Genomic DNA, 12,748 nt, shown 5'->3' with positions numbered 1-12,748 from the left:
TCAACCCTCCAGCATCTGCTTCATCTGGGCGATCTCCGCCTCCTGGGCGTCGATGATGTGCTGGGCCATCGCCTTGGCCTCCGGATTGTCACCGTTGGCGATCTCGGCCTTGGCCATCTCCACCGCACCCTGGTGGTGGCTGATCATCGATTCCAACCACAGTGTGTCGAATTCCCGGCCGCTCAGCGACTCGAGACGCTTCATCGTGGCGTCGTCGACCATGCCGGGCATGGCGGCCATGTCGTGCCCGCTGTGGTCCATGCCGACCTCGGGGTCCTGGCCCCAGCTGCGCAGCATCCCCGCCAGCTGGTCCATCTCCGGTCCCTGCGCCGCGGCGATCGCCGAGGCGAGTTCGAGCAGCGCCGGATCGTTGGAGCGGCCCCGTGCCAGGTCGACCAGCTGCAGGGCCTGCTGGTGGTGCGGCATCATGTCGCGGGCGAAGGTGACGTCGTCGGCGTTGTGCGGCGACTGAGTGTCGCCCGCGGCCTCGCTGTGGGCATGATCGGTGTGGCCGTCGCTCTGCTGTTCGGAGCTCGTACACGCGGACAGGAAGAGCACCGCGAGGAGAGCAGCGAACAGGGCGAGCGGCCGGAGGGTACGTGCGGTCATGCCACCACAGTACGCGCATACCCCAAGGGGGTATAGAGAATTGGTTTGGCCGGGGGAAACGCCGAAGGCATAATCGATAGATGCCCTCAGGAACCGGCTCAACGCCCGATATCAAGCCGCGCTCGCGCGACGTCACCGACGGCCTCGAGAAGACCGCTGCCCGCGGGATGCTGCGGGCGGTAGGGATGGGCGACGACGACTGGGTGAAGCCGCAGATCGGCGTGGGTTCGTCGTGGAACGAGATCACCCCGTGCAACATGTCGCTTCAGCGACTGGCTCAGTCGGTCAAGGGCGGTGTGCACTCCGCAGGCGGATTCCCGCTGGAATTCGGCACGATCTCGGTCTCCGACGGCATCTCGATGGGCCACGAGGGCATGCACTTCTCACTGGTCTCCCGCGAGGTGATCGCCGACAGCGTCGAGACCGTGGTCCAGGCCGAGCGCCTCGACGGCACGGTGCTGCTCGCCGGCTGCGACAAGTCGATCCCCGGCATGCTGATGGCCGCCGCCCGACTCGACCTGGCCAGCGTCTTCTTCTACAACGGCTCGATCATGCCGGGCGTCGCCAAGCTCACCGACGGCAGCGAGAAGGAAGTCACCATCATCGACGCCTTCGAGGCGGTCGGTGCGTGCGCCCGCGGGCTGATGTCGCGCGAGGACGTGGACATCATCGAGCGGGCCATCTGTCCCGGCGAAGGTGCCTGCGGCGGCATGTACACCGCCAACACCATGGCGTCGGCCGCCGAGGCGCTGGGCCTGTCGCTGCCGGGCAGCGCATCCCCGCTGGCCGTCGACAAGCGGCGCGAGGACTATGCGCGTCGCTCCGGTGAAGCGGTGGTGGAGATGCTGCGCCGTGGCATCACCGCCCGCGACATCCTCACCAAGGAGGCCTTCGAGAACGCGATCGCCGTCGTCATGGCGTTCGGCGGTTCCACCAACGCCGTGCTGCACCTGCTGGCCATCGCGTGGGAAGCCAACGTCAAGCTCACGCTCGAGGACTTCACGCGCGTCGGGAACCGGGTGCCCCACCTCGCCGACGTCAAGCCGTTCGGCCGCCACGTGATGAAGCACGTCGACGAGATCGGCGGCGTGCCCGTCGTGATGAAGGCGCTGCTGGACGCCGGTCTGCTGCACGGCGATTGCCTGACCGTCACCGGCAAGACGATGGCCGAGAACCTGGCCCACATCGAACCGCCCGACCCCGACGGCAAGGTGCTGCGGGCGATGAACAACCCGATCCACCCGACCGGCGGTATCACGATCCTGCACGGGTCGCTGGCGCCCGAGGGTGCCGTGGTGAAGTCCGCGGGCTTCGACTCCGACGTCTTCGAGGGCACCGCAAGGGTTTTCGAGCGCGAGCGGGCCGCACTGGACGCGCTGGAGGACGGCACGATCACCCATGGCGACGTCGTCGTCATCCGCTACGAGGGCCCCAAGGGCGGACCCGGGATGCGCGAGATGTTGGCGATCACCGGCGCCATCAAGGGTGCGGGCCTGGGCAAGGACGTGCTGCTGATGACCGACGGCCGGTTCTCGGGCGGCACCACGGGCCTGTGCGTCGGTCACATCGCGCCCGAGGCGGTCGACGGTGGGCCGATCGCGTTCGTGCGCGACGGCGACAAGATCCGCCTCGACGTCGCCAAGGGCACGCTGGACCTGCTGGTCGACAAGGACGAATTCGATTCCCGCAAAGCAGGTTTCGAGCCGCTGCCCCCGGTGTACACCACCGGCGTGCTGGCCAAATACACGAAGCTGGTCGGCTCGGCGGCGGTCGGCGCGGTCTGCAGCTAGGTCCCTCGCGGCGCCGACAGTACGGTTGTTGATGCGGTTACTCGCGTAAGCAGCGCAACAACCGTACTGTCGGCGACAGCTGAGCGGGTTAGCCGCTGACCATCCGGTCGATGCGCTGCAGCGCGACGGCGAGAACCGGAACGTACGGCGCCGCCCACACCGGTGCGGCCATGTACACGCGTGTGCCGTCGTCGGTCGGTTCGACGCCGTGCGCGGTGGCGGGTACGCCCGCCACCTGCCAGGCCCATCGCCGGCTCGGCTCGAATTCGGTGATCGTGAACGGCAGCGGCACGCCCACCGGGGTGTAGACCTTGCCGCGCTCGCCCAGCCCGAGTTCAGTGCCGTCGAGCAGTTGGGCGCCGGCCACCGTCGGGCCCCACTTCGGCCACGCCTCGAGGTCGACGAGGACCGACCACACCGTCGCGGGCGGGGCATGAACCACCCGGTCGACGATCACCATGCCGTTTCGGTAGCAGATCCCCATGCCGCATCCGATACCCGAATTCCGGCGCGCTACGTCACGACGGCGACAGCGAAGCCGTCCCAGTTCTTGGCCCCGACGGTCTGGATCGCGGCGGTCGTCAACCGCGGGTGGCCGCCCATCATCTCGAGCATCTCGCGCACCGCCGTGGCCTGCAGGTCATCGGGCGCCGGGTCGTAGATGCGGCCCATCCGGGTGACGTTGTCGACCACGATCACCGTGCCCTGCCGGCCGAGCCTGATCGCCCATTCGACGTAGGCGACGTTGTTCTCCTTGTCGGCATCGATGAACACCAGGTCGAACGGGGCGCCCGTCTGCAGCGTGGGCAAGGTGTCCAGCGCCGCACCCACCAGCACCTCGACCCGGTCGTCGACACCGGCGCGAGCCAGGTTCGCCCGGGCCACCTCGGCGTGGCGTGGGTCGAATTCGAGGGTGACGACGCGACCGTCGGGCCCGGCGCCGCGGGCCAGGTTGATGGTGCTGTACCCGGCGAGCGTGCCGATTTCGAGCACCCGCCGCGCACCGATCATCGTCGCCAGTAACAACAGCAGCCTGCCGTGCTGGGCGGACACCTCGATCTGCGGCATCCCAGCCGCCGCAGCCGACTCCCGGGCGGCGATCAGCGCGTCGTCCTCGGTGTGCAGCAACCGGTCGAAAAGCTGGTCGACCGCCTGCGGATTCGGCTCGTTCACGCCGCCCACGTTAACCCGTGGAACCGCCACCCAGCCGGACCCCTTCTTTGGCGTACACCACCCGCAGCACATGAGCCACCTCCGGGCCCATCACGGCGTCCGCCACCTCGCAGAACGTGGACGTGAAGGCGGGGCCGTGCGCCGGTTCGGCGTGGCACAGGTGATGGGCGACCTCGTGCAGGACCACCAGCTCGCGCAGGGCCCAGGTGGTGTGCCGGTCGGGGACGGCGATCACGGCCCGGCCGTCGGCGCATTCGTAGTGCGCGGCGGTGGCGCCGCGGCGGGCGCGGACGGCCAGCGGACCCGCGCCGGGCCAGCCGGCCCGGATCCGCGGGTGGGCCAGGACGGCGTCGACATAGGCCTGCACCGACGCCACCGACGCGAAGCGCGCTTCGGGCGGCAGGGTCAGCTGGGCGCCGAAGAACTCGACCACCTGGTTCCCGTGTTCGGCCGTCCGGTCGAAGAGCGTGCGGACGAACTGCTCCGCCGCGTAGACCTTGGCGCGCTGGGTGTCGCGGCTGCTCACGTCTCCAGCGCCGGGCGGGCACCGGCCAGTTCGGAACTCGGTCCGAGCCGTGCCCGCTGCCCGGCCCGGTCACCGGCGCGCCGCGCCGCCGACGAATATCCGGCGGTGGCGCTGGCCGCACGCCAGGTACCCCTGGCCTGCGACGCCTGCTTGTAGAAGTCCTTGAGCTCGAGATCCTTGTCGCGTAACGCGATCGCGGTGCCCGGCCGGTTGTCGTAATCCTCCGTGGCGGCGGCCAGCGCCTCGTCGCGGGCCTCGATGAGCCGCTGGCCGATACGCGCCCCGAACGCCAGCTGGAAGTTCAGCCGCGCCGTGATGGTCGGGGTGGGCCGGTGCGCGCCGGAGCCGATGTAGGCCTCCGACGCCTTGACCATCTGCATGACCAGGCCCGCATAGAGCGCGTGGCTGGCGTCGATGTCCTCGGCGAACCCGTAGGCGTAGACGAACGTCGAGTTCGACGCGACGTCGCACTTGACGTCGTTCGCGGCGGCGATGACCACGAACAACTGCACGTAGGTCCGCAGTCCACGGGTGCCGGCTTCGCCGATCGTGATGGTGCGCTGCACGGGTGTCTGTGCCTTGGTGCGCTGATCGGAGTGTGACCGGGCCAGCGCCAGGTCGATCGACGTCGCCGTGGCCAGGCGCTGTGCGGCGGCCATGAAAGCCTCTGCCTCGTGCACGTTGTCGGTGCCTTCGGCCTGGCGCAGCAGGGCCGCGATACGCGCCAGCATCTTGTCGTCACTCATGCGCGGATCCGCTCCGCTTCCCGCTGGGATCTCATGCGGCCAACTTAAGCGAGGCGCCCGACATCACTTGGTGACGAACCCGTCCAGCGCACCCACGACCTGTGGAGAAAGTGGCGCCTGTTGAGCGTAGTTCGCGACGTTGTCGGTGGGGTCGTCGCGCAGCACGTGGTTGACGCCGTCGAGTTCGACGACGGTCAACGCGGTGTGCTGCAGCGCCCCGATGAGCGGTCGCAGCACATCGCAGGTGGCCTGGCCGTCGGAATCCGAACACGTCAACAGCACCGGTGTCCCCGCGGGCACCTTCGCGGCCAGCGCCAGTGGATCCACCCGGTCGGCCTCGATGACGGCCTTGATGTTGCCGGCGTTGACGATGGCGCCCAGACCCTCGGGCAGTTGTGCGGGCACCGTGCCCCTGGTGCGGATCTCCTCGACCGCGGCCAGCCAGCTCGCCAGGACCGACGGATCGGCCTCACCGCGGACGCGTTCGGTGATGATGTCGAGGTAACGGGCGGCCAGCGGCTGGAACAGCGCCAGCGAGTGCACCTTCGGGTCGTCCGTGGCGGCCAGCGACATGGCGTGGACGGTGCCCTCCCCGAGGGCGTAGACCGAGATCCGGTCACGCGCGGTGGCCGGTTGGGCGGCGAGGAACCGCAACGCGGCGGCCGCGCCTGCGGTGTAGACCGCGGTGCCGACCGAGGCCGGATTGACGGCGTACGGACCCAGGCCCGTCCGTCCGGTGCCCACCTTGTCGTAGCGCAGGCTGGCGACGTCGCGTTCGGAGAGCAGTTCGGCGAGTTGGCGCATGTTGCCGACGGGGCCCGCGACGGCGTTGTCGCCGTTGCGGTCGGTCTGACCGCTCTCGGAGATCAGCAGCGCGGCCGGCCCGGCGGCCTCCCGGTGCCGGTAGGTGCCGTGAATGGTCAACCCGTCGGCGGCGAAGCTGACCTGGTCGTCGACCCAACCGGTCTGCGCGGGTTCGATCTGCTCGGCTTTCTCCTCCGAGGCGCACCCGGCCATCAGCAGCACGACGGCCACGCACGAAACCGCCTGTCGCACAACAGTTTTCACAACCGCACCTCGATCCACGAGGTGACGTCGTCGAGCACCAGTGCCCGTTCCGGCTCGTTGAACACCTCGTGGAACAGGTCGGGATAGACCTTGAGGTGGACGTCCTGGCTGGCCACACACTCCACCAGCCGGTGGCTGCCCTCGACCGGGATCAGCCGGTCCTCCTGCCCGTGCACCACCAGCAGCGGCGCCGTCACCGCGGACGCGGCCCGTGGCATCGTCTCCCCCACGGTGAACAGCCCGCGGGCGATCCCGGCGGGCAGCTTGCCCTGGTAGACGAGCGGATCGGCTTTGTAGGCGGCGACCACCTCCGGATCGCGGGACACCGCGTCGGCGTCGAGCTGTTCGACGGGGACGCCGGGCGCGATGCGGCCCAGGAGCTTGGCCACGGTGACCAGCCACGGTTTGACCGCGGACTGCGCGTAGACGGCCGGACCGGACAGCACCATCGCCGCATAGTCACCGGGGTGCTCGGCGCCGTAGGCGAACACCACGCCGCCGCCCATGCTGTGACCGAGGACGATGCGGGGCAGGTCGGGATGCTCGCGGGCCGCGATCCCGACGAGAGTGTGGAAGTCGCCGGTGTATTCCGACATGTCGCGCAGGTAGACCCGCTTGCCGCCGGAGCGGCCGTGTCCGCGGTGGTCCAGGGCGTAGACGACCAGTCCTGCCTCGCCGAACCGCTGCGCGACGTGGTCGTAGCGACGCGCGTGTTCGGCGTAGCCGTGCGCGAGCACCACGACCCCGCGAGCGGGCATGTCAGGGGTCCAGGTGTCGTAGACGATGCGCACCCCGCCGACGCCGTCGAAATGTCGCTCGCTGCGGGTGCTGGCCATGGGTGGAAAGACTATCGGTCCCGGCTTCGATAACAGGGTGCCGGATGTCGGCCATCGTGCGTAAGCTCGCCAGCGTGACCGTCCTGGCTCGGCCTCTCGACGACGGCCGTGACGACAGCCGCGCGGAAGACGCCTTCCTCGCCGATGCCCAGCAGTATCGGCGGGAGCTCCTTGCACACTGCTACCGGATGACGGGTTCGCTGCACGACGCCGAGGACCTCGTGCAGGAGACGTATCTGCGGGCGTGGAAGTCCTACAAGGGTTTTCAGGGCAGGTCTTCGGTGCGGACCTGGCTCTACCGGATCGCCACCAACACCTCGCTCACCGCGCTCGACGGCCGTGCCCGCCGCCCGCTGCCGACCGGTCTGGGCGCACCCAGCTCCGACCCCGTCGACGACATCCATGCCCGCGCCGAAGTGCCGTGGCTGGAGCCGCTGCCCGACGACGCCGGTGATCCGTCGAGCATCGTCGGGTCACGCGAATCAGTGCGCCTGGCGTTCATCGCGGCGTTGCAGCATCTGTCCCCGCGCCAGCGCGCGGTGCTCGTGTTGCGTGAGGTGCTGCAGTGGAAGGCCGCGGAGGTGGCCGACGCGCTCGGCACGTCCACCGCGGCGGTGAACAGCCTGCTGCAGCGCGCCCGGGCCCAGCTCGACGCCGTCGGCCCGAGCGAGGACGACGATCTGCGGCCGCCGGAGTCCCCCGAGGCGCAGGATCTGCTGACCCGCTACATCGCGGCGTTCGAGACCTACGACATCGACCAGCTCGTCGACCTGTTCACCGCGGACGCCGTCTGGGAGATGCCGCCGTTCGACGGGTGGTACCAGGGCCCGCACGACATCGTGCTGCTGTCGAAGACGCACTGCCCGGCCGAACGGGCCGGCGACATGCGGCTGATCCCCACCACCGCCAACGGGCAGACTGCCGCGGCGGTGTACCTGCGCAACCCCGCCACCGGCAGGCACGAACCCCTTCAACTGCATGTGCTCGACGTCACGGCCGGCGGGGTGTCACACGTCGTGGCCTTCCACGCGACGACGTTCGCACCGTTCGGGCTGGCCGACGCGCTCTAGGGGAGCTATCCCGTCTTCTGGAGATCCGGTTCCGGCATGCAGATCCGGGCGAGGTCGTCCAACGGGATCTCCAGCACCGCCGCGAGGGCGGCGACGGTCGTGAAGGCGGGCGTCGCAAGGCGTCCCGTCTCGATCTTGCGCAGGGTCTCCGGCGAGATCGACGCAGCCTGCGCGACATCGGCGAGCTTGCGGTCACCGCGCGCCTGCCGGAGGTGAGCGCCGAGACGCTTGCCTGCGGCGAGCTGCTGCGGCGTCAACGGGGATCGCACCATGCGGTGAGCATACGCCACGCTTGGTATGAAAATACCGATCGCTGTACTAGTCTGGTATTTCTATACCGACCAGGAGAAGGGCGACGGCGTGCTGGAGCTGAAGACACCGCGGGAGATCGAGGCGATGCGCACCACCGGCGCCTTCATCGCCGAACTACTCGACGACCTGCAGGGGCGGGCCCGGGTCGGGGTGAACCTGCTCGAGCTCGAACACCGCGCCCGGGAGCTGATCGCCGACCGGAAGGCGGTGTCCTGCTACTGGGACTATGCGCCGTCGTTCGGCCGTGGCCCCTTCCGCAACGTCATCTGCCTGTCGGTCAACGATGCGGTGCTCCACGGCTTGCCCCACGACTACGTGCTGCGCGACGGCGACCTGCTGAGCATGGACATCGCCGTATCGATCGACGGGTGGGTGGCCGATTCGGCGCGCAGCCTCATCGTCGGCACCCCACGGGCCGAGGACCAGCGGTTGATCGAGGCGACCGAACGCGCGCTGGCCGCGGGGATCGACGCCGCCCGCCCCGGCGGCCGGCTCGGTGACATCTCCGCCGCGATCGGCGCCGTCTCCGCCGACTACGGCTACCGGGTCAACACCCAGTTCGGCGGGCACGGCCTCGGCCGGACCATGCACGAGGATCCGCACGTCCCCAACCAGGGGCGGGCAGGCCGCGGCCTGGTGCTGCGACCCGGCCTGACCCTCGCGCTCGAGCCGTGGCTCGCCCTCGGCACCGACCGGATCGTCTACGACCCCGACGGGTGGACCATCCGTTCGGCCGACGGCTCGCGGACCGCCCACAGCGAACACACGATCGCGGTCACCGACGGCGAACCCCTCGTCCTCACCTCCCGCGCGGCATAACCGCAACTGACGGGTCGAAGCGCTCTCAGGCGCTGGTCAGACCCCACGTTGCACCCTGAACTGGAACGTGTTCTATGATCGCGGATCATGAAGACCAAGGGTGCCCTGCTCTGGGAACTGAACTCGCCGTTCCGCGTCGACGAGATCGAGATCGGCGACCCCGTCGACGATGAGGTCCAGATCCGCGTCCATGCCGCGGGCATGTGCCATTCCGACTACCACCTGACCACGGGCGCCACCCCGATCGCCCTGCCCGCACTCGGCGGCCACGAGGGCGCCGGGGTGATCACCAAGGTCGGGAAGAACGTGACCGGGCTGGCCGAAGGCGACCACGTCATCCTCGCGTTCATCCCCTCGTGCGGACAGTGTCAGCCATGCCTGCGGGGCTTCCGCTCGCTGTGTGACCGCGGTGCGCTGCTGCTCGGCGGCAAGGCCATCGCCGACGGCACCAGCCGCATCCACGCCGGCAGCACCGAGGTTTCACCGATGAACCTGCTCGGCACGTTCGCGCCGTACATGACCGTGCACAAGGACTCCGTCGTCAAGATCGATCACGACGTCCCGTTCGAGACCGCCGCGATCATGGGCTGTGCGGTGCCGACGGGGTTCGGCTCGGCCACCAACGTCGCCGAGGTCCTCCCGGGCGAGACGGTGGTGATCGTCGGCGTCGGCGGCATCGGGCTCTCGGCGCTCCAAGGTGCGGTGATCGCCGGCGCGCGCAACGTCGTCGCGATCGATCCGGTCGAGTTCAAGCGTGAGCAGGCCATCAAATTCGGTGCCACACATGTGTTCTCGTCCATGGCCGAGGCGATCAACCCGGTCCTGGAGCTGACGCACGGTTTCATGGCCGAGAAGACGATCATCACCGTCGGCGAGATGCGCGGCGAATACATCGAAGAGGCCATGACGCTGACGGCCAAGACCGGGACCTGCGTCGTCACGGGCATGGGTTCGATGTTCGAGGCCGACGTCAAACTCAATCTGTTCCTGTTCACGATGCTGCAGAAGACGTTGAAGGGCAACATCTTCGGCGGCGGCAGCAGCCACGTCGAGACACCGCGGCTGGTCGGGCTGTACAAGTCCGGATTGCTGAAGGTCGACGAGATGGTCACCAACACCTACCGCCTCGAAGACATCAACCAGGGCTATCAGGACATGTTGGACGGCAAGAACATTCGCGGTGTGATCACGTTCGACGAATCAGACTGGTGACTCGCGCAGGCGCTCGCGCACGGTGTCGATCACCTCGCTGAGCGCCTTGCGCCGGGTCGCCGGCATCCCCTCGAACAGCACACTCCGCACCAGCGCCGCATGTCCGGGCGCCGCCTTGCGCAATGCCGCCCTGCCGGCGTCGGTGAGCGTCACCGTGGCGCCGCGCCGGTCGTCGGTGGCACCCTGCCGGGACACCAGACCGCGTTCGCGCATCCGGCGCAGTTGGTGGGACAGCCGGCTCTGCTCCCACGCCAGCGCTTCGCCGAGCTCGAACATGCGCTGGGCGCCCCGCTCTGCCAGCGCCACCAGCACCTCGTAATCGGCGAGGGACAGGCCGCAGTCCCGCTGCAGCTGGCGGTTCATCGCCACCTGCAGTTCGGCCACCATCGCGAGATACCCGCGCCACACCCGTTGCTCCTCTGCGGACAGCCACATGGAATACATGACACATCATCCGAGTTGTCGTGTCCAGACGCGCCACCTAGGCTGGCGCACGATTCAAGGGGTGAAAAGACCATGACGACTGCCGAACGCATCGACATCCGGCGCGCCGACGAGCGCCCCCACACGCGGATCTCCTGGCTGGACTCCAAGCACTCCTTCTCGTTCGCCGACCATTACGATCCCGCCAACACCCACCACGGCCTGCTGTTGGTCAACAACGACGACACCGTCACCCCCGGCAGCGGCTTTGAGACCCACCCCCACCGCGATATGGAGATCGTGACCTGGGTGCTGCGGGGTTCGCTGGTGCACCAGGATTCGACGGGCCACTCAGGCGTGATCTATCCCGGTCTGGCTCAACGCATGTCGGCCGGCCGCGGCATCCTGCACTCGGAGAAGAACGACTCCTGGACACTCACCGGTGAAGACACCCACCGCGAACCCGTGCACTTCGTGCAGATGTGGGTGGTGCCCGACGAGTCCGGCGTGGCCCCGGGCTACCAGCAACTCGAGATCGACGACGAACTGCTGCGCGGCAAGCTCGTCACCATCGCCTCGGGGATGCCTGAGCACTCCGGCGACACCGCGATCACGATCCGCAACCGGTACGCCGCCCTGCACGGGGCGCGCCTGCAGCCCGGTGACAGCGTCGAACTCCCGCAGGCGCCCTATCTGCACCTGTTCGTCCCGCGCGGGGAGGTCTCCCTCGAGGGTGCCGGAGCGCTGCACGAAGGCGATGCGGTGCGCTTCACGTCCTCCGGTGGCCAGCGGGTGACAGCCGTCGAGCCGGCGGAGATCCTCGTCTGGGAAATGCATGCGAATCTGTCTGCCGCATAAGGCTTTCAGCGCCTGCCTCGCGGCCACCGCGGTGCTCGCCGGGTGTTCGACGAGCACGCCCGACGAGCCCTCGCCGCCGGCCGCATCGCCCGCCACCACGTCGGCAGCGCTGCCGGCCGCAGGCCTCACCTCGGTGACCGTCGAGGTGCCGGCGGGCCTGGACGCGGCACCGTTCGACGAGCCGCGCCAGGCGTCCATCCCCGCAGGCTGGACGATGTCGGTGTGGGCCAGGGTGCCCGAAGCCCGCCTCGCCCGCTGGACGCCGGACGGCGCGCTGCTGGTGTCGCTGCCCAGCACGGGTGAGATCGTCAAGCTCGTACCCGGCGACGGCGACCCACAACCCACGCCGCTGCTCGAGGGACTGACCCAGCCGCACGGGATGGCCTTCGCCGGGGCCACCCTCTACGTCGCGGAGAGCGACGAGATCACCGCCTACGACTACGCGAACGGCGCGGCGACGAACCGGCGCACCGTCGCCGCGGGACTCCCCGACGCCGAAAGCCCGGACCTGCGCGGTGCCTATGCGCATGCGCTGAAGAGCGTCGCGGTCGGGCCCGATGGGGCTGTGTACTTCTCGATCGGGTCGACGGGCAACATCTCGGCCGAGGACCGCGAGGCCACCCCGCCGCGCGCGACGATCATGCGGGTTCCCCCGGGCGGTGGTCCGGCCGAGCCGTTCGCCACCGGGGTCCGCAACGGGACCGGCCTGGCGACGGCACCTGACGGTTCGGTGTGGACGGCGGTGAACGGGCGCGACAACGTGGCCGACCCCGCGACCGGCGACGTCGACCCCGCGTACGTCAACGACCATCCGCCTGAGCAACTGGCGAAACTCACACCGGGCCGCGAGCTGGGGTGGCCGTACTGCAACATCGACGGCGGACCTGCCGACGTGCCGTTCATCAGGGATGTGCAGACCAACGCCGACGGCGACAAGATGGACTGCGCCGCGCTGCCGCCCGTCGAGCAGAGTTTCGGTGCGCACTCCGCGCCGCTGGGGCTCAGCTTCGTCGACGGTCAGCTACCGGAGCCCTACGCACGCGGCGCGCTGGTCGGCATCCACGGTTCGTGGAACCGCAGGCCGCCGCGCGCGCCCGAGGTGTCGTTCTATGCGTGGCGAGACGGCGATCTCGGCAACCAGCAGACCCTGGTCGGCGGATTCCAGGCCGACGACGGATCTCGGTGGGGGCGGCCGGTCGATGCCGTGGTCGGACCGGACGGCGCGGTCTACATCACCGACGACGACGCCGGCGCCGTCTACCGGTTGGGGCCTCCCGGGCGCTGACGCGCCGAAGCGGGCCCGGGG

At 69.2% G+C, this 12,748-nt stretch carries 15 protein-coding genes; 6 read left to right on the top strand and 9 right to left on the bottom strand.

Annotated elements, in window-relative coordinates; genetic code table 11:
- A complete protein-coding gene (locus I7X18_RS01065; RefSeq protein ID WP_193045080.1) occupies positions 1-609 on the bottom strand; it encodes a DUF305 domain-containing protein in 609 nt (202 codons plus the stop codon).
- 80 nt (positions 610-689) lie between these two features.
- On the opposite strand from I7X18_RS01065, the gene ilvD reads away from it, so the two are divergent.
- Positions 690-2,399, top strand: a complete 1,710-nt coding sequence (ilvD, locus tag I7X18_RS01060; RefSeq protein WP_193045082.1) for a dihydroxy-acid dehydratase — start codon at positions 690-692, stop codon at positions 2,397-2,399.
- An 88-nt stretch (positions 2,400-2,487) separates the two neighbouring features.
- Here the strand turns inward: ilvD and I7X18_RS01055 are convergent, their stop codons facing one another.
- From I7X18_RS01055 to I7X18_RS01030, 6 genes are all read right to left on the bottom strand, one after another.
- Complete coding sequence (locus tag I7X18_RS01055; RefSeq protein WP_193045084.1) at positions 2,488-2,883, bottom strand: SRPBCC family protein; 396 nt, start codon at positions 2,881-2,883, stop codon at positions 2,488-2,490.
- 29 nt (positions 2,884-2,912) lie between these two features.
- Entirely contained in the window at positions 2,913-3,572 is a 660-nt protein-coding gene (locus tag I7X18_RS01050; protein ID WP_193045086.1) for an O-methyltransferase, read from the bottom strand.
- Positions 3,573-3,582: 10 nt separating this feature from the next.
- Positions 3,583-4,098, bottom strand: a complete 516-nt coding sequence (locus I7X18_RS01045) for a TIGR04338 family metallohydrolase (RefSeq protein ID WP_193045088.1) — start codon at positions 4,096-4,098, stop codon at positions 3,583-3,585.
- Positions 4,095-4,844 (bottom strand): DUF2786 domain-containing protein, encoded by a 750-nt coding sequence (locus I7X18_RS01040; RefSeq protein ID WP_193045090.1) that lies wholly within the window; start codon positions 4,842-4,844, stop codon positions 4,095-4,097. The genes I7X18_RS01045 and I7X18_RS01040 overlap by 4 nt, the downstream gene beginning before the upstream one ends.
- Before the next feature lie 63 nt (positions 4,845-4,907).
- Positions 4,908-5,912 carry a hypothetical protein gene (locus I7X18_RS01035; RefSeq protein WP_193045092.1) on the bottom strand — a complete coding sequence of 335 codons (1,005 nt, stop codon included), beginning with the start codon at positions 5,910-5,912 and terminating at the stop codon, positions 4,908-4,910.
- Entirely contained in the window at positions 5,909-6,748 is an 840-nt protein-coding gene (locus I7X18_RS01030) for an alpha/beta hydrolase (RefSeq protein ID WP_193045093.1), read from the bottom strand. Before I7X18_RS01030 ends, I7X18_RS01035 begins: the two co-directional genes overlap by 4 nt.
- Before the next feature lie 44 nt (positions 6,749-6,792).
- Here I7X18_RS01030 and I7X18_RS01025 point away from each other — a divergent pair, with 44 nt between their 5' ends.
- Complete coding sequence (locus tag I7X18_RS01025) at positions 6,793-7,818, top strand: sigma-70 family RNA polymerase sigma factor (protein WP_193045095.1); 1,026 nt, start codon at positions 6,793-6,795, stop codon at positions 7,816-7,818.
- A 5-nt stretch (positions 7,819-7,823) separates the two neighbouring features.
- Here I7X18_RS01025 and I7X18_RS01020 read toward each other — a convergent pair whose 3' ends face one another.
- Positions 7,824-8,090: a helix-turn-helix transcriptional regulator gene (locus I7X18_RS01020; RefSeq protein WP_193045097.1), complete on the bottom strand. Its 267-nt coding sequence runs from the start codon at positions 8,088-8,090 to the stop codon at positions 7,824-7,826.
- Positions 8,091-8,178: 88 nt separating this feature from the next.
- On the opposite strand from I7X18_RS01020, the gene map reads away from it, so the two are divergent.
- Both map and I7X18_RS01010 read left to right on the top strand, forming a co-directional pair.
- Entirely contained in the window at positions 8,179-8,949 is a 771-nt protein-coding gene (gene map, locus I7X18_RS01015; RefSeq protein WP_193045847.1) for a type I methionyl aminopeptidase, read from the top strand.
- 87 nt (positions 8,950-9,036) lie between these two features.
- Positions 9,037-10,161 carry an NDMA-dependent alcohol dehydrogenase gene (locus I7X18_RS01010; protein ID WP_193045099.1) on the top strand — a complete coding sequence of 375 codons (1,125 nt, stop codon included), beginning with the start codon at positions 9,037-9,039 and terminating at the stop codon, positions 10,159-10,161.
- On the opposite strand, the gene I7X18_RS01005 is transcribed toward I7X18_RS01010, so the two are convergent.
- Positions 10,150-10,605, bottom strand: coding sequence for a MarR family winged helix-turn-helix transcriptional regulator (locus tag I7X18_RS01005; protein WP_193045101.1), 456 nt, complete (start codon positions 10,603-10,605; stop codon positions 10,150-10,152). The genes I7X18_RS01010 and I7X18_RS01005 overlap by 12 nt on opposite strands.
- Positions 10,606-10,677: 72 nt before the next feature.
- On the opposite strand from I7X18_RS01005, the gene I7X18_RS01000 reads away from it, so the two are divergent.
- Together I7X18_RS01000 and I7X18_RS00995 are read left to right on the top strand one after the other, a co-directional pair.
- Positions 10,678-11,442 carry a pirin family protein gene (locus I7X18_RS01000; RefSeq protein WP_193045103.1) on the top strand — a complete coding sequence of 255 codons (765 nt, stop codon included), beginning with the start codon at positions 10,678-10,680 and terminating at the stop codon, positions 11,440-11,442.
- Positions 11,420-12,727 (top strand): PQQ-dependent sugar dehydrogenase, encoded by a 1,308-nt coding sequence (locus tag I7X18_RS00995; RefSeq protein ID WP_193045105.1) that lies wholly within the window; start codon positions 11,420-11,422, stop codon positions 12,725-12,727. The genes I7X18_RS01000 and I7X18_RS00995 overlap by 23 nt, the downstream gene beginning before the upstream one ends.
- Positions 12,728-12,748 lie beyond the last annotated feature (21 nt).

The sequence above is a fragment of the Mycolicibacterium baixiangningiae genome (assembly GCF_016313185.1).
GTDB classification, from domain to species: domain Bacteria; phylum Actinomycetota; class Actinomycetes; order Mycobacteriales; family Mycobacteriaceae; genus Mycobacterium; species Mycobacterium baixiangningiae.
Note: the sequence above shows the minus strand (reverse complement) of the source record. Positions and strands in the feature narration are given on the sequence as shown.